The organism is Parerythrobacter jejuensis (assembly GCF_039536765.1).
Classification (GTDB): Bacteria; Pseudomonadota; Alphaproteobacteria; order Sphingomonadales; family Sphingomonadaceae; genus Parerythrobacter; species Parerythrobacter jejuensis.
Map to the genome: position 1 here is coordinate 38,742 of NZ_BAAAZF010000001.1, position 22,960 is coordinate 61,701.

At 60.9% G+C, this 22,960-nt stretch carries 17 protein-coding genes and 1 tRNA gene; 17 read left to right on the forward strand and 1 reads right to left on the reverse strand.

The genetic code is table 11. The features are described 5' to 3' along the window. Positions 1-2 precede the first annotated feature (2 nt). From ABD653_RS00195 to ABD653_RS00270, 16 genes are all read left to right on the forward strand, one after another. The gene (locus ABD653_RS00195; RefSeq protein WP_325065392.1) at positions 3-1,616 is read left to right on the forward strand and encodes an alpha-amylase family glycosyl hydrolase; all 1,614 of its coding nucleotides are present in this window, start codon (positions 3-5) and stop codon (positions 1,614-1,616) included. A 3-nt stretch (positions 1,617-1,619) separates the two neighbouring features. Continuing rightward, the gene (locus tag ABD653_RS00200) at positions 1,620-3,659 is read left to right on the forward strand and encodes a glycoside hydrolase family 97 protein (protein WP_160779305.1); all 2,040 of its coding nucleotides are present in this window, start codon (positions 1,620-1,622) and stop codon (positions 3,657-3,659) included. Beyond that, positions 3,656-4,570 carry an alpha/beta hydrolase gene (locus ABD653_RS00205; protein ID WP_325065393.1) on the forward strand — a complete coding sequence of 305 codons (915 nt, stop codon included), beginning with the start codon at positions 3,656-3,658 and terminating at the stop codon, positions 4,568-4,570. Before ABD653_RS00200 ends, ABD653_RS00205 begins: the two co-directional genes overlap by 4 nt. After that, entirely contained in the window at positions 4,567-6,069 is a 1,503-nt protein-coding gene (locus ABD653_RS00210) for a tryptophan halogenase family protein (RefSeq protein WP_160779306.1), read from the forward strand. Before ABD653_RS00205 ends, ABD653_RS00210 begins: the two co-directional genes overlap by 4 nt. Before the next feature lie 75 nt (positions 6,070-6,144). Next, positions 6,145-7,161, forward strand: coding sequence for a LacI family DNA-binding transcriptional regulator (locus ABD653_RS00215; RefSeq protein ID WP_160779307.1), 1,017 nt, complete (start codon positions 6,145-6,147; stop codon positions 7,159-7,161). A gap of 235 nt (positions 7,162-7,396) precedes the next feature. Then, entirely contained in the window at positions 7,397-7,975 is a 579-nt protein-coding gene (locus ABD653_RS00220; protein WP_234032169.1) for a lytic transglycosylase domain-containing protein, read from the forward strand. Positions 7,976-7,977: 2 nt separating this feature from the next. Then, positions 7,978-8,292, forward strand: coding sequence for a TrbC/VirB2 family protein (locus ABD653_RS00225; RefSeq protein WP_199801116.1), 315 nt, complete (start codon positions 7,978-7,980; stop codon positions 8,290-8,292). Between the two features lie 16 nt (positions 8,293-8,308). Further along, complete coding sequence (locus tag ABD653_RS00230) at positions 8,309-8,593, forward strand: VirB3 family type IV secretion system protein (RefSeq protein WP_160779309.1); 285 nt, start codon at positions 8,309-8,311, stop codon at positions 8,591-8,593. Between the two features lie 37 nt (positions 8,594-8,630). Continuing rightward, entirely contained in the window at positions 8,631-11,060 is a 2,430-nt protein-coding gene (locus ABD653_RS00235) for a VirB4 family type IV secretion/conjugal transfer ATPase (protein ID WP_160779310.1), read from the forward strand. Beyond that, complete coding sequence (locus ABD653_RS00240) at positions 11,060-12,232, forward strand: TrbL/VirB6 family protein (protein WP_160779311.1); 1,173 nt, start codon at positions 11,060-11,062, stop codon at positions 12,230-12,232. The genes ABD653_RS00235 and ABD653_RS00240 overlap by 1 nt, the downstream gene beginning before the upstream one ends. Then, positions 12,229-13,008, forward strand: a complete 780-nt coding sequence (locus ABD653_RS00245; RefSeq protein WP_160779312.1) for a TrbG/VirB9 family P-type conjugative transfer protein — start codon at positions 12,229-12,231, stop codon at positions 13,006-13,008. The genes ABD653_RS00240 and ABD653_RS00245 overlap by 4 nt, the downstream gene beginning before the upstream one ends. Before the next feature lie 26 nt (positions 13,009-13,034). After that, a complete protein-coding gene (locus ABD653_RS00250) occupies positions 13,035-14,144 on the forward strand; it encodes a TrbI/VirB10 family protein (protein ID WP_160779313.1) in 1,110 nt (369 codons plus the stop codon). 10 nt (positions 14,145-14,154) lie between these two features. Further along, entirely contained in the window at positions 14,155-15,153 is a 999-nt protein-coding gene (virB11, locus tag ABD653_RS00255; protein ID WP_160779314.1) for a P-type DNA transfer ATPase VirB11, read from the forward strand. 93 nt (positions 15,154-15,246) lie between these two features. Further along, complete coding sequence (locus ABD653_RS00260; protein WP_160779315.1) at positions 15,247-17,394, forward strand: RNA degradosome polyphosphate kinase; 2,148 nt, start codon at positions 15,247-15,249, stop codon at positions 17,392-17,394. Further along, positions 17,395-18,954 (forward strand): Ppx/GppA family phosphatase, encoded by a 1,560-nt coding sequence (locus ABD653_RS00265; protein WP_160779316.1) that lies wholly within the window; start codon positions 17,395-17,397, stop codon positions 18,952-18,954. A 117-nt stretch (positions 18,955-19,071) separates the two neighbouring features. After that, the gene (locus tag ABD653_RS00270; RefSeq protein WP_199801117.1) at positions 19,072-21,960 is read left to right on the forward strand and encodes a TonB-dependent receptor; all 2,889 of its coding nucleotides are present in this window, start codon (positions 19,072-19,074) and stop codon (positions 21,958-21,960) included. A 51-nt stretch (positions 21,961-22,011) separates the two neighbouring features. Here ABD653_RS00270 and ABD653_RS00275 read toward each other — a convergent pair whose 3' ends face one another. After that, positions 22,012-22,752, reverse strand: coding sequence for a queuosine precursor transporter (locus ABD653_RS00275; RefSeq protein ID WP_160779317.1), 741 nt, complete (start codon positions 22,750-22,752; stop codon positions 22,012-22,014). Between the two features lie 60 nt (positions 22,753-22,812). On the opposite strand from ABD653_RS00275, the gene ABD653_RS00280 reads away from it, so the two are divergent. Continuing rightward, a tRNA-Arg gene (locus ABD653_RS00280) sits at positions 22,813-22,889 on the forward strand. Positions 22,890-22,960: the final 71 nt, after the last annotated feature.

A 22,960-nucleotide genomic window follows, 5' to 3' on the forward strand; every position in this document is an offset into this window, starting at 1 on the left:
CCGTGGCCACTGCCAATACTCCTTCAGCGGCACATGCCGGTGCGCAGCCATGGTGGCGCGGCGCGACGATCTACCAGATCTATCCTCGCAGTTTCATGGATTCCAACGGCGACGGTGTGGGCGATCTGCCCGGCATCACCTCGCGGCTGGATCATGTCGCTTCGCTGGGCGTGGACGCGATCTGGGTCTCGCCCTTCTTTACCTCGCCGATGAACGATTACGGCTATGACGTTGCCGATTATTGCGATGTCGATCCGCTGTTCGGCACGTTGGATGATTTTGATGCGTTGGTCGCTCGTGCCCATGCATTGGGTCTGCGCGTACTGATCGACCAGGTCTATTCGCACACTTCTGACGCGCACCCGTGGTTCGCCGAAAGCCGCCAGAGCAAAGCCAATGACAAGGCGGACTGGTATGTGTGGGCCGATGCCAAGCCTGACGGGTCGCCACCGTCCAACTGGCAAAGCGTATTCGGTGGCCCAGCCTGGACCTGGGACGCGCGCCGTGGCCAGTACTACATGCACAATTTCCTCAACAGCCAGCCCCAGATCAACGGGCATAATCCCGATGTGCAAGAGGCGTTGCTGGGCGCGATGCGGTTCTGGCTCGATCGCGGAGTCGATGGCTTCCGCATCGATGCGCTCAATTTCCTGATGCATGATCCGCAATTGCGCGACAATCCGCCGGCGCCGCCCAGTAACAAGCAGCGCACGCGGCCGTTCGATTTCCAGAAGCGTGTCCACAACCAATCCCATGCGGACATTCCCGCTTTCATCGCGCGCATCCGCGCCCTGACCGACAGCTATGATGCCATCTTCACTGTCGCTGAAGTGGGTGGGGACGAGGCCGAAGCCGAAATGAAGGCTTTCACGTCGGGCGAGGAGCATTTGAACTCCGCCTACGGATTCAACTTCCTCTATGCCGACCAACTGACACCCGGCCTGGTCTGCGGCGCACTGGCGCAATGGCCGGAAGAAGACGGCGTCGGCTGGCCCAGTTGGGCGTTCGAAAATCACGATGCTCCGCGGGCCATTTCACGCTGGTGCGCGCCGGAACACAAACAGGCCTTCGCGCGGCTCAAAATGCTGCTGCTGATGAGCCTGCGCGGCAATGCGATCCTGTTCCAGGGTGAAGAACTGGGGCTGGAGCAGGTCGATATCCCGTTCGACCAGCTGCATGACCCCGAAGCGATTGCCAATTGGCCGCTGACCTTGTCGCGTGATGGAGTACGCACGCCGATGCCGTGGGAAGCGACCAGTGCGGATGCCGGCTTTGGTGCCGCCGAGCCATGGCTGCCGGTGGGCGCCGACAACCAGGCCAAGGCGGTCGATGTGCAGGAGCAGGATACTGCCTCCATGCTGGCCTATACCAAAGATGTGATTGCCCTGCGCAATGCCATGCCGGCCCTGTCAGGCGGCGCAGTGCAGAGCTGCACGCCCCAGGGCGAAATGCTCGACCTGACCCGTTCCGGTGCGGGCCAGACTGTGCGTTGCCTGTTCAATCTGGGCGCCACCACCATCCCACTACACGATGTGCGGGGCACAATTCGTCACGCCACCAACCACGCCACCCCCGATGCCCTGCCGCCTTATGGCGCGCTGATTCTGGAGCTTTGATCCATGCGTTTGCTGCTTTCCTCCGCTGCCCTGCTTGCCGTCGTAACCCCGCTCGCTGCGGCTGAGGTTTCCTCACCCGACGGCAGGTTGACGGTGGAAATGAATGTCGATGGCGATGGCGTGCCGTTTTACCGGGTCGAGAAAAACGGCAAGGAAGTGATAGCGGAAAGCGACCTTGGCTTCACATTCACAGATGCCGAGACCATGCGGCGCAATTTCGAAGTGGTATCGGAAGATATCGCCAGCTCTGACACGACGTGGGAGCAGCCTTGGGGTGAACGCCGCTTCGTGCGGGACAATCACAACGAGCTTTTGATCACGTTCCGCGAAACCCGCGAGACAAGCCAGCGCACGCTCGCCGTGCGGATGCGGGTGTTCGATGATGGTATCGGCTTTCGGTATGAGTTTCCTGAAAGCGACCAAATGCCCGTCGCTAGGATTTCGGAAGAGCTGACCGAATTCGCGATCGCGGAAGAAGGCACTGCGTGGTGGATCCAGGGCGGCGACTGGAACCGCTACGAATATCTTTACAAACAGACGCCGATCAATGGCGTTTCGATCGCACACACGCCGATGACGGTGCGGCTGGAAGATGGCACGCATATGGCGTTCCACGAGGCTGCGCTGGTCGATTATTCGGGCATGTGGCTGCGCCGGATCGAGGGCAATCGCTTCCGCGCGATGCTGGCCCCCTCCAGCCGTGGGCCCAAGGTCGTGCGCGAGGGCGCTTTCAACACGCCGTGGCGTACGATCCGTATTACTGACGGGCCTGCCGGGCTGGTCGAGAGCGATCTGGAACTCAATCTCAACGAGCCCAATGCGCTAGGCGATGTCAGCTATTTCGAACCGGCCAAATATATCGGCATCTGGTGGGGCATGATTTCCAACCGCTGGACCTGGGCGCAGGGCGAACGTCACGGCGCGACAACGGCGCGAGCGAAAGAGTATATCGACTTCGCCGCAGAGCATGGCTTTCGCGGGGTGTTGATCGAAGGCTGGAATATCGGCTGGGACGGCAACTGGTTCGGCAATGGTCGCGACTACAGCTTCACCGAAAGCTATCCAGATTTCGATCTGGAACAGGTCGCCGCCTATGCCAAATCAAAGGGCGTGCGGATCATCGGCCACCATGAAACCGGTGGAAATATCGATGTTTACGAGAAGCAGTTGGAAGCCGGTCTCGATCTCTACCAGCGGCTCGGCATTGATGTCATTAAAACCGGCTATGTCGCCGATGGCGGTGGGATCATCTCGTGCAATGCCGACATCAACGATCCATGCGAAGACGGTAAGGAAGTTTTCGAATGGCATGACGGCCAGCGCCAGGTGCAGCACCACCTCAAGGTTGTGAAAGAAGCCGCCAAGCGCGGCATCGCGATCAACCCGCACGAGCCGATCAAGGCCACCGGCCTGCGCCGGACCTATCCCAACTGGGTCGCTCGTGAAGGCGCGCGGGGCCAGGAATACAATGCGTGGGGTGCGTTTTCGAACGGGCCGGACCATGATCCAACGCTGGTCTATACCCGCATGTTGTCGGGTCCGATGGACTATACGCCAGGTGTGCTCGGGCTGGTCGGGGACAACAATTACCCGATCGCTTCGACCAAGGCGAAGCAGCTGGGCCTCTATCTCGCAATCTATTCGCCGATCCAGATGGCCGCAGACTTCATCGAAAGCCTCGCAGCCCATCCGCGCGAGCTGGAGTTTATCAAGCAGGTTCCGGCCGACTGGGCCGAGAGCAAGCTGATTGCCGGCGCGGTGGGAGACTACGCCATCTTCGCGCGCAAGGACCGGAACAGCGCGGACTGGTATGTCGGCGGCGTCAATGACGCGACCGAGCGGACGATGGAGCTGGAATTCGACTTCCTCGAAGAAGGCCAAAGCTACACGGCCAAGATCTGGAAAGACGGACCCGAAGCAACCTATCTGACCGAAAAGCGCCACGATATCGCCTATGACACTGTGACGGTGCGCAAGGGCGACAGCTACACAGTCCGCCTGGCACCGGGCGGCGGCGTGGCGATCCAGCTCAAACCGCAGTGATCCGCTGGTTTGCCGCCTTGCTTGCGCTGGCTCTCGCAGCCTGCGCGCCGGCGCAAACCGCCGCACTGGAACAGGGGCGGTTTGTCGAATGGGAACGCATTGTTCCCGAAGGGCTGCCTGACCAACGGGTCACGATCTGGCTCCCAGAAGGGTATGATACCAGCGAACGGCGCTATCGCGTTCTCTACATGCATGACGGTCACAACCTGTTTGATCTCGAGAATTCAAATTTCCAGAAGATCTGGGAAGCGGACACGGCGATGCTGAAGCTCGTTCGCGATGAAGTGATCGAACCGCATATTATCGTGGGAATCTGGGCTCCTGGGGAAGATCGCTATCGGCAATACCTGCCGCAGTTCGTGGAAGAGCAAGCGCGAGGTGATCTTGCGGCGAGCATGCGCGAAAACACAATGGGTCGTCCGGTCGTGTCAGCGCGCTACCTCGAATGGATCGCTGACGAATTGAAACCTCGGATCGATACGGAATACCGGACGCGATCCGGCGCACAGGACACGGCCATCATGGGCTCCAGCATGGGCGGTATCATGAGCTGCTATGCCATCGCCGCACGTCCCGATGTCTTCGGCAAAGCTGGCTGCGTCAGCTCACACTGGCCGATTGCCCTGCCAGCCGAAGCCGAACGCGAGCAAGCCACGCGCATCTGGACGAATTGGTTCGCTGAAAATCTGGGCGAACCAAAGGGTCGCCGGATATGGATGGACCACGGCACCGCGACACTCGACGCTTACTATCCGCCGTACCAGGCGGCAGTGGACGAAGCTTTTGAGCAGGCGGGCTGGATCCGTGGCCAAGACTTCGAGAGCCGCTCGTACGAAGGCGCAGAGCATGACGAAAATGCATGGGCAGATCGCTTGCCCGAAATCCTGACCTGGCTACTGTCGGAGCGATGAGCGAAACCAAAGCACCTGATGTCGTGGTTCTGGGCGGTGGGAGTGCCGGCTGGATCACCGCCTGCCTGCTGCACCAGCAATGGGCGGAGAAAGGCGGCTCGGTCACCGTCGTCGAAAGTCCGGAAATCGGGATCATCGGTGTTGGCGAGGGATCGACACCGCAATTGAAGGCCTTCTTTGACCAGCTTGGCATTGCCGAAAGCGATTGGATGCCGCCCTGCAATGCGACCTATAAGCTGGGCATCCGGTTCAATGGCTGGAGCGATCGGGCAGGTTTCGATAGCTATTACCATCCCTTTCCTGGGCCGGTCGATATGCATAGCGAGCCTGCCTTCGTCGGCAATTGCAGCCTTGCGCGGCACGGCGTCGATGTCGCGGCGCATCCTGATGACTGGTTCCTTGCAAGCCAGCTGAGCGAGGCCGGAAAATCGCCGCTCGCACCGGACAATTTCCCCTTCGCGCCCAGCTATGGCTACCATTTCGATGCTTACGCCCTGGGGGCATTCCTGCGCGACTGGGCAGTCGAACGCGGTGTCACCCATCGCCCTCTCAAGGTAACCGAAGTCGAGCGGGCAGATGATGGCGATATCGCAGCTTTGCTGTGCGAGGGCGGGGAACGGATCGCGGGCGATCTGTTCGTCGATTGCTCGGGCTTTCGCGCGATGCTGGCCGAGCAGGAAATGGGCGCAAAGTTCCTTCCTTTTGCCGACAACCTTTTCAACGACAGCGCCGTTGTCATGCCGACCGATCACCGCAACGGCTTCAAGCCACAGACCGAGGCGACGGCGATGCAGGCGGGCTGGCGCTGGTCGATCCCGCTGACCAATCGTATCGGCAACGGCTATGTCTACTCGTCCAAATATCTCTCGGACGAGGCGGCAGAGGCAGAATTGCGTGCGGCCATCGGCATGGAAGGTAGCGACCAGCAAGCGCGGTTCCTGAAGATGAAAGTCGGACGCCTGGAAAACAGCTGGACCGGCAATTGTCTTGCCGCTGGGCTGGCGCAGGGCTTCCTCGAACCGCTTGAGGCGACCGCACTGCATATTGTTATCGTCACTGCGCTGGAATTCGCGCAGGCTTATGAACAAGGCGGGTTCGGACCGCAGCATCGCGAGGCTTTCAATGCCTCCATCGGTACCCGATATGAGGGCATTCGCGACTACATCGTCGCGCATTACCGCCTCAACCAGCGCACGGACACGCCCTACTGGCGCGACAACGCAGCCAATGATCATCTCTCGCCCGGCCTCAAGCGCATGATGACGGCCTGGTTCCGCCACCAGGATATCAATGCCGCCAATGACGAGGCCTATGGCGGCAAGCGCTATTACGCCAATGCGAGCTGGCATTGCCTGTTCGCCGGCTATGGCACGTTCCCGCCCAAGGATAAGATGCAGCCGGTGCCCGAGGGTATTCACGCGGCTGATCCGGCGCAGATGCGTGCGATGCTGGACGCCTGCGCCAGCAACTTTCCGGCCTATGATCCGATCAGCACCTAACCAACAGATGGATTGACCACTGCCCCCTTCATTCGCCATGCAGCGACGCAATAGGTACGGGTGAGGGAAATTCAGGTGAGCAAGGACGAGAGGCGACTGACATCGTTCGATGTCGCAGCGAGGGCGGGAGTCTCGCAGTCCACTGTCTCGCGTGCGCTCTCAGGCTCCCCGACGATCACCGAAGCAACCCGTACGCGCGTGATCGCTGCCGCGCGTGACCTGGGCTATGTCGTTGACGAACGTGCCGCCCGGCTGCGCAGCGGCAAGAGCAAGACCATAGCCGTTGTTGTCATCGGCCGAGCAGGGCAGGGCGCCGCCTCCGTCAATCCATTTTACTATTCATTGCTCGGCAGCGTGTGCACGGCGGCGGCGCAGCAGGGCTATCAGGCGCTGGTTTCAATCCAGTCCGAGCCCGAGCAGTTTTTCGGCCAGTTCATAGAGCGCGGGCAAGCCGATGCAGTCGTCGTTCTGGGCACAGCAACAAACCGGCAGGCCTGGGACCACTTCAGCGACTATCGCAGAGTGCAATCCAACCTAGCATTTTGGGGCGCACCGTTTGACGGCCCCGGCTATGTCCGGTCCGACAATCACGCAGGCGCGAAATTGGCCGTCGAGCGACTGATCGCCGGCGGATACAAGCGGATTGCCTTTGTCGGTGAAACTGATGGCGCGCAGCGCCAGTTCAGCGAGCGCTACGAGGGGTATCGCACGACGCTGGAAGCGGCTGGCTTGACTGCCAGCGAGGCGATTACGGCACCTGGCGAGACGCGCGAAGAACAAGGCGCAGGCGCGGTTGCCGCACTGCTGGAAAGCGGCGACGGTTTCGATGCGGTTTTTTCCGCCTGTGACGCGATGGCGCTGGGCATCCTCGCCCGACTTCGTGACGCAGGACAATCCGTGCCGGAGGATTTCGGGGTTGTCGGTTTTGACGGTTTGGGCGTTGGCGCGCATTCCTCCCCGCCGCTTACCACAATCGAACCCGATTTTGCCGAGGCCGGGCTCAATCTGGTCGAGGCCGCACTGGGCGGCGCCGATGATGATCGTGACCGCCGCGTCTCGGTGCATCTGGTGGAGCGTGCCAGCGCTCGATAGGGCTTTGCTCTATCAAATCTTGTCAACAACGGCCGTCACGGGTCCGATAAATCGGGCGTCTTGGCGTGTGCTATCGCAGGCGGCCTTCTTGCGGCCCACAAGTTATGGTTAACTTTGTCTTCAGCCAGCTTGTTGTCAGGTGGCAGTCAATTAAGGTGGCAGACCGCCGGATATGGAGGGCTCGGTGATTCTAAACCAAGCGGGCTGGCTTGCCTCTATTGCTTTGCTGGCTCTGATGTCTGCTCCTGCGAGTGCAGATGTGATGGAAATTGATGCGGATGGAGCGCGCTGGATTGCCGGCGGCGCTGCTGCTGTGCCTGCCCGGACCCTGATGTCCGCACCGACATTGCTTGAAACCGATCCGGCCACCGGACTGCCCGCCCATGCCACATCCAATCCGGCCCTGACGGCGCTGGGCGTACCAGCGACATACCAGGCCAAGGTGCAAGAACTTTCGGCCCGTTTCGATCTGAGCCCGAGCCTGATCGAAGCGCTGGTTTGGCAGGAAAGCCGCTGGCGCGAGAACGCGGTTTCTCATGCCGGCGCGCGCGGGTTGGCCCAACTGATGCCGGGTACCGCGCGCTATCTCGGCGTCGATCCTGACGATCCCTTTGCCAATCTGGAGGGCGGCGCACGCTACCTGCGCGAACAGCTCGACCGGTTTGACGGCGACCTGGAAAAGGCGCTGGCCGCGTATAATGCCGGGCCAGGCCGGGTACTCGCGGCCAAAGGTATTCCGAATATCCGTGAAACCAAGAACTACGTGGCGGCCATCATGGGGCGGCTGTCCAACCATTCCCGAGGGGACAGATAACAATGGGATCGCTTTCTCGCATCGCTGCATTTCTGGCGCTGCTGTCACCGTCCGCTGCCTTGGCGCAGACCCAGGTCCAGTCCGGGCAGGTCGATCCGGCCGGTTCGGGCCCGATCGTCAATGCGCTGGGCTGGTTGCAGGGAACGCTGCTGGGCAATGTTGCCACCGCTGTTGCCGTGATGGCCGTGGCCGCTGTCGGCTTCATGATGCTTACAGGTCGGCTCAATTGGCGCTTCGGCGCAACAGTGATCATCGGCACATTCATTCTGTTCGGCTCGGCCTCGATCGTCGCCGGTATCCAGCAGGCAGCGGGCTAGGGCGGGGCGCGGAACCGTGGAGCAGCTGACCCGCCATCCCGTGCACCGTGCCCTCACACGCCCGCAAATGTTTGCCGGCGTGACGTATAATTATTTCATCATCAACGCAGCGGTCACGACAGAGATTTTCCTGATTACAGGCAGCTGGCTGTCGCTTCCCGCTGCGCTGGTCATTCACGGGGTGGGCTATTTTGCCTGCCTGCGCGAACCGCGTGTTTTTGACCTCTGGATCACCAAGGTCAGCAAATGCCCGCGGGTAAAAAATTTCAAGCGCTGGGGCTGCAACAGCTACGCAGCTTGAGCACTGTTTTAGACGTGGCTCAGGAGGGCCGCAGGACATGAGCAACTGGATCGGACCGGCTGCATGGAGCGCCAAGGAAGCCCGCGCGGGCGACCGGCTGCCCTATTCCGGGCTGGTCGATCCGGGCACGGTGCTCCTGCGCGATGGATCGCTGATGACGGCGATCCAGGTCCCCGGCCTGCTGTTCGAAACAGAAGATACAGACTCGCTCAACGCCCATGCTGCGACCCGCGAAGTGGTGCTGCGCTCGACGCTCGATTCCCGCTTCGTCCTGTACCATCACGTGATCCGTCGCCGGGTTTCGGTGGAGCTCGACGCCCAGTTTCCCGATCCGCTAACCCGCCATATCGATACGCGATGGAAAGAGCGGCTCGGCTCCGGCTCGCTGTTCATCAATGACCAGTTCGTGAGCCTGGTCCGGCGTCCTGCGCGCGGAAAAGCGGGCTTTGCCGAACGCCTGGCCAGAATGTGGAATCGCAGCGGACAGGACGATGTCGAGGCGGATCCCAAGGATTTGCGATCGTTGAAGGCGGCCGTCACCAGCCTCGTCGCCTCCTTGCAGCCTTACGGGGCCAGCGTCTTGGGCGATTATGATGCGCCCACTGGCCACACCAACAACGAGATGTTGGAGCTACTCTCCGCCCTCTACAATGGCGAAATGCGCCCCGTGCGGCGGCCGTCAGATGAAACCGATATCGGTTATATGTTGCCCTATCGCCGGGTCAGCTTTGGTCTCGATGCGATGGAGCAACGCGGCTCGGGTGAGCCGGATTTCGCCTCGATCCTGAGCCTGAAAGACTATCCGGATGCCACCAGTCCGGGCCTGCTAGACGGGTTGCTCCGCCTGCCGCACGAAATGATCGTTTCGGAAAGCTATGCGCCGTCAGAACGGACCACGGCGCGCGAGCGGATGGACCTGTCGCTGCGCCGCTTGCGCTCTGCAGATGAAGAAGCACAGGCCGAACGTGCCGATATGCTCGCGGCACGCGATGCGTTGGGCAATGGTGCCGTTGGCTTCGGGGACCACCATTTGACCGTGCAAGTACGCGAACAGACCTTGCCGGCGCTGGACGAGGCCAGCGCAGCCTGCGCAGCCTCATTGGCAGACACCGGTGCCATCGTTGTGCGCGAAGACACCAATCTGGAGCCGGCATTCTGGGCGCAATTCCCGGGCAATGAGCAATATATCGTGCGCCGCGCGATGATCAGCTCGGCCAATATGGCCAGCTTCGGATCGTTCCATGGCTTTGCGCTTGGTCAGGCCGAGGACAACCATTGGGGCGACGCAGTCACGCTGTTGGAAACGACCAGCGCGACGCCTTTTTTCTTCAACTTCCACCACGGCGATCTGGGCAATTTCTCGGTTATCGGGCCGAGCGGTTCGGGCAAGACCGTGGTGATGAATTTCCTCGCCGCACAGGCGCAGAAATTCCGACCACGAACCATATTGTTCGACAAGGATCGCGGCGCGGAGCTGTTCGTGCGCGGAATCGGCGGTCGTTATGACCGGATTCATGCGGGCGAAGCGACCGGTTTCAACCCCCTCGCGCTGCCTGACAATGCGGTAAATCGGGCATTCTTGCGGGATTGGTTGGGCGTATTGTTGGCCGCCGATGGCCCTGAGGAGCTGCAGACCATCGCCCATGCGGTCGATGCAGCTTACGAGAACGATGCCGATTTGCGCCAGTTGCGCAATTTCCGCGAATTGCTGTCCGGCACGCGCCGCCCCGAGCCAGGGGATCTGTCCGACAGGCTCTCTGCCTGGATCCATTCGGGCGAGCACGCCTGGCTGTTCGACAATGGCGAAGACAAGCTCGATCTCGACAACCGGACGCTCGGCTTCGACATGACCGCGCTGCTCGAAAATCCGAAGCTGCGGACGCCGACGATGATGTATCTGTTCCATCGGATCGAGGAGCGGCTGGATGGCAAGCCGGCGATGATCTTGATCGATGAGGGATGGAAAGCGCTGGACGATGATGTGTTTGCCGCGCGTATCCGGGACTGGCTCAAGACTTTGCGCAAACGCAATGCGCTGGTCGGGTTCGCCACACAGTCCGCCCGCGATGCCCTGGAAAGCCGCATTTCCACTGCGCTGGTCGAGCAGACCGCGACAATGGTGTTCATGCCCAACAGTCGCGCGCGGCCCGAGGATTACTGTGACGGCTTCGGCCTGACCCAGCACGAGCTTGCGCTGATCCGGTCTTTGCCTGCGCACAGCCGATGCTTCCTGGTGCGACAACCCGATGCGAGCGTGGTGGTCCGACTCGATCTGTCCGACTCGCCCGAAGTCCTGGCGATGCTTTCTGGCCGTGAAAGCACGGTACGTCGGCTCGACTTGCTGCGCGAAGCGGTTGGCGATGCCCCGGCTGACTGGTTCCCGAACCTGACGGGCCATGCCTGGCCGGGAGGGGCGAACGACACCACGGATACGAATGAGATCCCCTTCAAGCAGGCGGCCGAATAATGAGCCGGACCTGCGACCTTGCCATGTCTGAAGCCGCCGGGGGCATTGCCTCGGCATTGCAGGCGGTCGATTGCGTCGCATCCGAAGTCACTGGCGCTGCCTTTGGTCGACTGTTCGCACCGGGCGGAGACATGGCCACCGTGCTGACGATCCTGCTCACGCTCTATATCGCTTTCTTTGCCTTCATGCTGATCACCGGGCGTTCCAGCCTTGGAGTCCGCTCGCTGGTGCCGCGCATGATCACGCTGGGCCTGGTGCTGACCTTTGCAACCAGTTGGGTCGCGTATCAAAGTGTGGTCTGGAACCTTGCTTTGGGCGCGCCCGACTGGCTGGCCGGTGTCCTGACCGGCGACAACGGGTCGGCTACGATGACTTTCGCCAGTAAGGTCGACGTTGTGTTTCTCGCGGTAGAGGAAGCATCGAACGGGCAGACAGATGTGGAGACATTCTCACCTGCGGGGATGCTGTGGATCGGGGCATTGCTGTTCATGCTTGGCACTGTGGGTGTGCTGGTGACGGCCCGGATTGCTCTGGCGCTGCTGGTGGCGCTTGGCCCTGTTTTTGTCGTGATGGCATTGTTCAATGGTACGCGCGGCCTATTTGTCGGCTGGCTCAAAGGCGTCGTGCTGCTGGCGCTGGCCCCGCTACTGGCCGTCTTGGGCGGCAGCGTCATGCTGGAGCTTTCGGTGCCGATCCTGTCGGCATTGACCCAGACAGCTGGCGAAATCCCTGCACGGCCCGCGATGGCGTTCTTGATGGTTGGCGCGGTGCATGTTGCACTGATGGTGATGGTGTTCAAAGTGGCCGGGACTATGGTGGCGGGATGGCGCGTGTTCGGCCTCGCCGCTGACAAGGGCGAGCGAGGGGATGATGTTACCCCGGCTCAGGCACCTGCAGCAATTGCCTCCGCTCCGGCACAACCGGCCGCAACACCACAGGCTATCGGCGCATCCAACGCCCAACGCACGGCTGTTGCCGCCGCTGTGCCCATGGTGGCTGCAAATGATGCTGGCGGGGTAGTGGCAGGCACAGCCATCCGCGAAACCCGCATATTCGCAAGCTCTTCAGGGGGCGCCCAGGTCGCGCCTCTTTCAAATTCCGGGTCGCGAACGCGCGGGCTCGGCAGCCGGTTCAAGCCGGCACCTGCACGTCCTACGGAGAAAGTGAAATGATCCGCGCCGGTATCTCCGCGCCCGTCCCTGTGCTTGCACTCGCCCTGATGGCCGCTCCCCTGGCGGCCCAGGATTCCCGCTTGGTCGAATTGGAATATGATCCCGCCAGGGTGGTGACGATCGAAGGCCGGACCAAGGTACAGGCCACGATCAAGTTTGGTGAGGGCGAGGCAATCGAGAATGTCGCCATCGGCGATTCCACCACCTGGCAAGTGACACCCAACAAGCGCGCCAATTTGCTATTCGTCAAACCGCTGCAGGCCACGGCCAAAACCAATATGACGGTGGTGACCAACAAGCGCACCTATCTGTTCGACCTGGTCGCAAGCCCGCGCGCGAAGCCACTGTATATCCTGACCTTTACCTATCCCGACGAAGTGGCAGAGGAAGCCCTGCTGGCGCGCGCGGAAACGGCGAATGCGGTTGAGATTGCTGCCGCCACGGATCCCTATGCGGTCGCCGATCCTGCCGAGCTGAATTTTGCGTGGGCGCCGGATGGCGATGCAAAGCTGTTTCCTGCGCGCACCTATGACGATGGCGATGCAACCTTTCTGCAGTGGAATACCGGTGCACCCGTGCCCGCTATCCTGATCAAGGATTTCAAAGGGGTCGAGGGACCGGTCAACTTCACGGTTCGCGGAAATACTGTCGTGGTTGACGGCGTGCCGCGCGAAATCATCCTGCGTTCGGGCGATGAAAGCGCGACGCTGGTCAATAATGGCCCGATCCGGGTCCCGCCTTCTGTGCCGGCGCTCGAAGCGCTGGCGGGCGGTTGAGGAGGAACGAAGCGATGCGTCTAGCCATGCGACTTCCCGAAAAGAAGAAGGGCGATAGCGGCCCGGCCAATGATGGCGATCCGCGTGATGGCGAAAGTGCGGAGATCATCGATCTCGCCAGCCGTACGGGATATCCGGCAGTCGCGCAGAAGAACGGTAAGTCCGATGCGATGGGGCTGGTCGCCGGCATCGCGATTGTTGCTGCCCTGGGCGCGGTAACTTTGTGGAGTATGAACTCGGCCCGTGTCGCACCGCCTCCCAGTGTCGGGAACGCCCAGAACGCTGCCCCGCCGCCTGTCCTGGCGCAGGCCCCGCAGCAGGCGACAGCCCCGGCGGCAGTCGCGGCATCGCGCCCTGATCCCGCTCCGGCACCAGTCTTGGCAGCCAACCCGAACATTGTTGCCGGGCCAAGCAGCAATCCCAATGCGGCCCCTTCGCTGGTGTTTGACGCAGGTGCGCTTGGTGCTCCGGTCACGGCACCGGGGGGCGCGGCGCCTGCGGTCGCTGCTCCCGCGGGGGGCATGACGACCGGCAATTCAGCCAATGATTTTGCCAGCCGCATCGGCGGTGTGGGCGGCGCAACTGCTTCGGCGCAACCGATGGCCAATCCGGCGACCACTGTGACACAAGGCACCTTGATCCCCGCAATCCTGGAAACCGCGATTGATACTGATGTGCCGGGCTTTGTCCGCGCAGTGGTGAGCCAGGATGTACGCAGTTTCGATGGCAAAAACATCCTCGTCCCGCGCTCTAGCCGCCTGATCGGTCAATACCAGTCGGGCGTGCAGGGCGGGCAGAAGCGTGCCTATGTGATCTGGACCCGCTTGATCCGGCCCGACGGAGCTTCGGTGAACCTGCAGTCGCCCGCGATCGGGTTTGACGGCACCACCGGGCTGGAGGGCAAAGTCAACAGCCGCTTCTTCCAGCGTTTTGGCTCGGCCATGCTGCTGTCGGTTGTCGGTGGCCTATCCGCCATCGGCACGGGCGGTGCTTCGGTTGTGATCGGCGGCGGCGGTCAGGCTGCTGCTGCGGCTGCGGTGCAGCAAGACAGCCAGGTCGGGCCCACCATCCGGGTCCGCCAGGGTGAGCCGATCCGCGTTTTCACCGCGCGCGATCTCGATTTCTCGGGCGTTTAGTACAGACCGCATGGCCGCCGACGTCCACCCCCTTAACCAGCAGGACGATGCGCAGGAGCGCAGCGTCTATCTCGACGCGTATCTTGCGCCGTTTCGCCAATGGCTGGACCGCGACACTGTCACCGAAATCCTGGTCAACCGCCCGGGCGAGGTCTGGATTGAAGATGCGGCATCGCCGGGGATGCAGCGCATTGAAACGCCCGAGATCGATGACCGTCTGGTCCAGCGGCTGGCCGAACAGGTCGCGCGGGTGAGCCATCAGGGCATCAACCGCGAGCATCCGCTGCTGGGCGCGACATTGCCCGATGGAGCGCGGATCCAGTTTTGCGGGCCGCCGGCCAGTCGCAAGCATTGGGTTATGGCCATTCGGCGCCACCGCCAGCTCGATCTGCCGCTCGATGCGTATGATGCGGGGCCATTGGCGCCGCCGGTTCGTGCGACGATGCCCGATGCGCAGGCTGAACCGATCGCCTATCTCCGCGAAGCGATCGGCCAGCGTCGCACGATCCTGATTTCAGGCGGCACCAGCACCGGGAAGACGACCTTCCTCAATGCAATGCTGGGCGAAATCCCGCAGGACCAGCGCGTAGTGCTGGTCGAAGATACGCCCGAATTGCGCCTGCCCGGAGAGAATGGCGTCGGACTGGTCGCCGTCAAAGGCGAGTTGGGGGAGGCGAAGGTCACCGCCAATGAATTGTTGCAAGCGGCATTGCGGCTGCGCCCGGACCGGATTGTGCTGGGCGAATTGCGGGGCGAGGAAAGCGTCAGTTTCCTGCGGGCAATCAACACCGGGCATCCGGGCAGTTTCTCCACCATTCATGCCAATTCACTGCGCGGCGCATTGGAACAATTGAGCCTGATGGTCATGCAAACCGGCATCGGGCTAAGCCGCAGCGATACGATTTCCTATGCCGCGAGCGTGATCGACGTAATCGTCCAGCTGGGACGCAATGAAGAGGGCAAGCGCGGCATCATCGAGATTGCCGACGCTAGCCAATTGGCCGGGTAGGCACGGCCTCGACGGCGCGGGCGCCAATTCGGTAGCTTTTGATCCCTGTTCGGCCTTATAGTTCGCACCACAGCCGCAGCGAAGCAGGACAGTATGGGCAGCCAGCCACTCACACAGGACAACGAACCCGATGCCCCCCAGGCACCGGGCGAGCGTTATTTCAACCGTGAACTAAGCTGGCTGGCGTTCAATGACCGCGTATTGGCCGAAGCTTGCAATGACAGCTACCCGCTATTGGAACGGCTGCGGTTCCTGTCCATTTCCGGCAGCAATCTCGACGAGTTCCTGATGATCCGCGTGGCGGGGCTGGTGGGCCAGGTCCAACGCGGCATCGATACGCCGTCCGACGATGGTCGCTCGCCCAAAGAGCAGTTGGCGGCGATTGTCGAACGTCTCGAGGATATTACAAGTCGCCAGCAGTCGACCTGGCGTGAACTGCGCCGCGAACTGGCGGAAGCGGGTATTCACGTTGCGGCGGAAGAGCGCATCAATGCCGAGGCATATCAATGGCTCAAGCAGCATTTCTACGACGAGATCATGCCGCTGCTGACACCGCAAGCGCTTGATCCGGCCCATCCGTTTCCGTTTGTGACCAATGAAGGGTTCGGCCTGTTGTTCACTGTCCGGCGCGGGGAGGAAGAGCTGGTCGAGATGGTCCTGATCCCGCCCGCATTGCCGCGCTTCTTGCGGGTCCCCGGGGAGGAGGCGCTCTATATCTCGATAGAAAGCCTCGTCACCCGCTTTGCCCAGCATATGTTCCCCGGCTTCGAAATCATTGGCGACGGCACTTTCCGTGTCTTGCGCGACAGCGATATCGAGATTGAGGAAGAGGCAGAAGATCTGGTCCGCACCTTCCGCACGGCGATCCAGAGGCGTCGCCGGGGACAGGTCATTCAGTTGGAAATCGAGGAGGATTTCGACCCGACTGCCGAGGCATTGCTGCGCGAGAAACTCGATACTCCCGGCGCCACGATCGTCAAGACCGACGGGATGCTGGGCATGGAAGGCCTGGCGGACATTGTTGACGAAGACCGGCCCGACCTGAAATTCGACAGCTATTCCCCGCGTTATCCTGAGCGGGTGATGGAGCATGATGGCGATATCTTCGCGGCCATTCGTGAGAAAGACATCGTCATCCACCACCCGTATGAAAGCTTCGACGTGGTGGTCGATTTCGTCCGCCGGGCCGCTGCCGATCCCGATGTGGTGGCCATCAAACAAACCCTCTATCGTGCCGGTAGCCAGTCTGCGGTCGTCGATGCGCTGGTGACGGCGGCAGAGAACGGCAAATCGGTCACCGCAGTGGTCGAACTCAAGGCACGTTTCGATGAAGAGCAGAACCTGTTCTGGGCCAACAAACTGGAACGGGCCGGGGTCCAGGTCATCTATGGCTTTGTCGACTGGAAAACCCACGCCAAGGTTTCGATGGTTGTCCGCCGCGAAGAGACCGGTTTTCGCACCTACTGCCATTTCGGGACCGGCAATTACCACCCCACCACGGCGAAGGTTTATACCGATCTGAGCTATTTCACGGCCGATCCCCGGTTCGGGCGCGATGCCGGCAAGCTGTTCAATTTCGTGACGGGTTATGTCGAACCGCGCGAAACCGAGATGCTGGGCATCTCGCCGATCAACCTGCGCGAAACGCTCTATGCGGCGATCAACAACGAAGTGGTCAATGCCCATTCCGGCAAGCCTGCGGCGATCTGGATGAAAATGAACCAGATCACGGATACAGGCATCATTGATCGCCTCTACGAAGCAAGTCGCGCGGGCGTCGAGATCCAGCTGGTGGTACGCGGCATTTGCAATCTGCGCCCTGGCGTGCCCGGCATGTCTGACAATATCCGGGTCAAATCGATCATTGGCCGGTTCCTCGAACACAGCCGTATCTATGCCTTTGCCAATGGCGAACCGCTGCCGGGGCCGAACTCGACAGTCTATGTTTCGTCCGCCGATCTGATGGGACGCAATCTGGACCGGCGGGTCGAGCATTTGGTGCCGATTGCCAACCAGACCGTGCATGACCAGGTTTTGCAGCAGGTGCTGCTCGCCAACTTGCTCGATACCGAGCAGAGTTGGGAATTGCAGCCCGACGGCTCTTATGGCCGGGTCGATCCGGGTGAGAAGCCCTTCAATTGCCATCGCTACTTCATGACCAATCCCTCGTTGTCCGGGCGGGGCGGGGCTCTTGAAACCGGCGCGGTGCCGCATCTCGCCCTGCGCAAGGGTGCGATCTGAATGGCGTTGAACGGGCGCCGCGCCGACCGTGAGGGGCTATTTTCCGGCAACACGCCGCGCCATGCGATTATCGATATCGGATCGAATACGGTGCGGCTGGTGGTCTATGGCGGTTCGCCCCGCGCGCCGACCGTGTTGCTGAACGAGAAGGTCGCAGCCCGGCTCGGGCGCGACATCACCGCGACTGGCAAGCTTGCAGATGAAGCAGTCGAGTTGGCGATGCGGGGCCTCGAGCGATACGCTCTGTTGCTCCGCGACCTGGAGATCGACCAAATCGACGTTGTCGCCACCGCCGCCGTGCGCGAAGCGTCCAACGGCAAGCCGTTCATCAAGGCGTTGCGCGATCTTGGTTTCGCGCCGCGCGTGTTGTCGGGCGAGGAGGAAGCCGCGGCCAGCGCTTGGGGTGTGCTCGGGGCATTCCCCGACAGTGGCGGCCTGGTCGCAGACTTGGGCGGGGGAAGTCTTGAACTGGTCCGGCTGGATGATCGCAAGCCGGGCAAAGCTGTCAGCCTGCCGATCGGAACCCTGCGCCTGCCCGAACTGGGCGGCGGTGATCAGGATGCGCTGCGCAAAGCGATAACGGGCAAAATGAAGGATGCGAAGGTCGCCAAGCCCGTGGATGGCGATCTCTATCTGGTCGGTGGCACGTGGCGGGCCATGGCCGTCTATGCGATGGAGCAGCGCGATTATCCGCTGACGGACCCGCACGGGCTAAGCCTGCCAGCCGATGAAGCGATGGAGTTTGCCCGCCATGTGGCAGGCTCGGCATCGGAAGACTTGCGGACATCGCCGCGCATATCGACCATGCGCTCTGCCAGTATGCCGGATGCGGCCGTGCTGCTGCAGGTGCTGATCAAGAAGCTGAAACCGGAACGGGTGGTGGTTTCGTCATGGGGATTGCGCGAGGGCATCCTGTTCGATGCGCTGGAGCCTCATGCGCAAGCCCAAGATCCACTCATAGCCGGAGTATCCGCTTTTTCAGCGTCGCGTGGTGCAGCCCCGACCATGGCCACGCGAATTGCCAGCTGGACGGTCGATGCCGTGCCCGCGAGCGGTCGCAAGTCCGAGCGGCTGCGTCTGGCGGCAACCATGCTGTCGCTTTCGGCGATGCAGATCGAGCCCAATCTGAGAATGCGGGTCGGGATCGAGTGGGCGTTGCACAAGCGGTGGATCGCGATCGACCCGGAAGGCCGGGCGATGATAGCTGCTGCTATCTGTGCCAACGGCAACAATTGCACTCTGCCTGACGAACTCTACCAACTTGCCGATAAAAAGGCGCTGGATCAGGCTATTGGCTGGGGGCTGGCGATCCGGCTGTGCCGCCGTATCGGGGCCCGTTCACGCCAGTCGCTGCGCAAGTCGCACTTGGCGGTCGAGGGCGGCAAATTGCTGCTCTCACTCGAACAAAGCCATGCTGCGCTGTTCGGCATCCCCAACGAGAAGGATCTGAACCTTCTGGCCGCCTGGATGAATCTCCAGCCGGAAGTCGTGATTGTCGAGAATGGCGCAAAGTTTACCAGCCAAGGTGGGGACAACGCGCCACAGAATGCTGGAAACTAGCTGAATCTAAAGGATTTCTGGCTTTCTACGTAACACTATTGCCACGCATACGTATTCCGGTTTAGCTTCCTTACCAAGATACCGCGCAAAGACGGTACTTGGGAGAGGAGAAAATCTATGAGAATCAGGGCTTCCCTGATGGCCGGCATCTGTGCCGGTGCGATCGCAGTACCCGCTTACGCTCAAGATGCTGACACCGACGAGCCGACGCTCGGGGAAACCAGCGGCCCTGTCATCGTTGTGACCGCACAGCGGCAGGCGCAAAGCCTGCAAGAGGTCCCGATCGCGGTCAGCGCGTTCAGTGCCGAAACGCTCGAAGCGCAACAGATCGAAAATGCGAGCGATCTTCAGCTGACGCTGCCGAATGTCTCTTTCACCAAGTCAAATTTCACCGCGTCCAGCTTTACGATCCGCGGGATCGGTGATTTGTGCGTGGGCGTATCGTGCGACAGCGCGACCGCGATCCACCTCAATTCCGCGCCATTGTTTGGCACCCGCCTGTTCGAAACCGAGTATTTCGATCTTGAACAGATCGAAGTTCTGCGTGGCCCACAGGGAACCCTGTTCGGGCGTAACGCAACCTCGGGTGTGGTCAATGTGATCACCGCCAAGCCGGACCTTTCCGGTTTCGGTGCCCGCGCCGAGTTTGAATATGGCAACTTCAACAGCATCAAGGCCAAGGGCATGGTCAATGTGCCGGTGGGCGATTCCATCGGTGTGCGCGTGGCCGGCTTCTACCTGAAGCGTGATGGTTACACGACCAACCTGTTCAATGGCGACGATATCGATGGCCGCGACATGTACGCCATTCGCGGTTCGCTCCGTTTCGAGCCGGGCCCTGATACGACCATCGATTTGATGGGCTATTACTTCCGCGAGAATGATGATCGTCTGCGGATCCAGAAACAGCAGTGTCAGCGCGACCCGACCGGTGTGCTTGGCTGCCTCAACAACCGTCGCGATTTCGACAAGACGAATTCCAATTCGACCTTCACGGGTACCTTGGGTTCGAACGAATTCCTCGCGATTAACGGCATTCCGTCGGCCTTGGGCCTCAACAGCCTTTATGGCCCGGACGCTTATGCCAATTTCAACGAGCCGAATGATGTTCGCACGGTGAACACGCAGTTCACGCCGGAATATTTCTCCGACGAATTGCAGCTGCAAGCGCATATCGAACATGATTTCGGCGGCATCAGCATCGGTGTGACGGGGACCTATCAGGAAACCTCGGTCGACTCGCGCCAGGACTATAACCTTGGTGTGGGCCAGATCCCGAACGCAGCTGTGGCCTTCGGGACGCTCAACGCCTTCGCTGCTGGCGCGGCAGGGCCGGGCACAGGCGTATATTTCACACCGATCACCGATGCTCTGTTCAGCGGAGGTGACCTGTGCGTTTCCGATACGCGGCTCGACAATCGCGGCGCCTTCGAAGGTTTTCGCGTCTGTACGCCGGATGGAACCCAGTTTGACCGTTCGAACCAGGAGAATGAATCGTTCTCGGTGGAAGCGATCATCAGTTCCGACTTTGACGGCCCGTTCAACTTCCTGTTGGGCGGTGTCTACGCCGAATCGAAAGTGCTCGAGAACAGCTACTACGTGAATGCATTTGCGATCGACTATATCGCCGGTGTGCTCGGGTCATTTACCTCGCTCGGTGGAGGGCTTCCTCCAAGCTATCTGGCGACATCGTTCTTCCGCAACAATACCCAGAGCTTCGAACTCGAAAGCTACGGCATTTTTGCAGAGGCCTATGTCGACATTACGGACCGCCTGAGCCTTACCGCAGGTATCCGGTACAATGATGACTCCAAGGCAATCACGGCGCGCTCAACGCTGGCCAGCTTCCTGAACCCGTACAGCAATGACGGGGATCCGTTTGCTTCGCCATTCGCGGGCACGTTCGATGCCGACCCGGGCACTGCTGGGAACCAGGCGATCCAGGCCCGGCAGGTCGGGTTCAACGAGATCACCGGACGGTTTGTTCTCAATTACGAGATCTCTCCCGACAATCTCATTTATGCGTCCTATTCGCGTGGCTACAAATCAGGCGGTATCAACCCGCCCTTGCAGCCGATCTTCGCTGTTCCCGACAGCTTCGGACCGGAATCAATCGACGCGTTCGAAATCGGCAGCAAGAACACCTTTGCCAACGGTGCCCTGCAGCTCAACCTGACGGCGTTCTATTACAAGTACGCCGACCTGCAGTTGAGCCGCATTATCGCCCGTACATCGGTCAACGATACGATCGATGCGAAGGTCTGGGGCCTCGAACTGGAATCGATCATCCGGCCTGATCCGGCATGGATGATCAATATGAACTTCAGCTACCTCAATGCCGAGGTGGATGGCGACCAGTTCTTCTCCAACCCGCGCGATCCGGGTGGCGGCGATGCCAGTGCCGTTATCATCAAGGACATCACCAACGGCGCGCTGTGTGCCGTCACCGGTGGCGGGGCCAATGCCTTCGTGAATGCGATTAACCCGGGCCTTGGCCTGCAGGGTACGGCGCCATTCCCGGCGGACGGTAACATTGCCTCGAATGGTGCTTTCAGCATCTGTTCGGTACTCGATGCCCAAGCGACCGCGATCGGTGCAGCCTTTGGCGGCGTCCAGGTGCTGAGCCCGGGTGTCCAGGTCAACCTGCGTGGCAACAAGCTGCCGCAGGCTCCTGAAATGAAGGCATCTGCCGGCATCCAGTACACCAAGGACTTCGACAATGGCTGGTCGCTGGTGCCGCGTTTCGACGTCGCCTTTACTGGTGAGCAATACGGCAATGTGTTCAATGGCCGGGTCAACCGTCTGGAGCCCTTCGTACAAGCCAATGCGCAGATCCAGCTCAATGGGCCGGATGGCAAATGGTTCGTGCGTGGCTTTGTCCAGAACCTGTTCGACAGTGACTCTGTGACGGGTCTCTACGTCACTGACGCATCGTCGGGTCTGTTCTCGAACATCTTCACGCTCGATCCGCGCCGCTATGGCATCGCGGCCGGCATCAATTTCTGATCCTGCTTGGACAGGGAGAGGGGAGGGCCGGTCCTTGGACCGGCCCTTTTTCTATGCGTCCTTGGTGGTCGAGAAGGGCGAGAAATCTGTTGCGGTGTCGTAGACATCGACCCCCTCGCGCTTCTTGAGCGTGCCGATCACGACATAGGTGACAGGGGTCAGCAACGCTTCCCACGCCGTCTTGATTGCCCATTGCGATAGAACAACCTGCCACAACAGTTCCGGCGGCCAACCCGCTACGCCCCAGAAAGCGAGCGGGTAGAAAATCAGGCTGTCGAGGCCTTGCCCGACCACGGTCGATCCGATCGTGCGACTCCACAACGCCTTGCCCTGGGTCCACACTTTCATCTTCGCGAGAACGAAGCTGTTGGCGAATTCGCCTGCCCAGAATGCGATCATGGAGGCGCCGACAATGCGCCACGTGTTGCCGAAGACCTTTTCGTAAGACTCCTGTCCGTCCCACCCTTCCGCAGCGGGCAGGGACACGACCACCCAGCTCATGAAGGCCATGAAAATCAGCGCGGCAAAGCCGGTCCAGATTACCCGGCGCGCGCGAGCATAGCCGTATACCTCGGTCAAAATGTCGCCGATGATATAGCTGACCGGAAAGAACAAAACGCCGGCACCGAAGGACCATTCCGTTCCTCCGGGCAAGGTGATGTAGGACGGCTTGGATGCCCCGATCAAGTTGGACAGCAGCAGGATCGTGACGAACGCGGCCATCACCAGATCATAGTAACGGAAGGTAATCGCTCCCGATGCGGTGACGCGCTTGGTGGCTGTTTTTTCCATGGGAAGGCGCCCTAACGCTGTTTTGCGCCAGCGCAAAGCACGCTAACAAGGCAGCGGCGCGCGCCCGTAGCTCATCTGGATAGAGCGCGAGACTTCTAATCTTGAGGCAGCAGGTTCGAGTCCTGCCGGGCGCGCCAGTTTCATTTTTCCCTCAAACGCCGAGCGGACGCATCCGCGTCCTTGGCTTTCCTCGCAAAAGCTCGGGCGC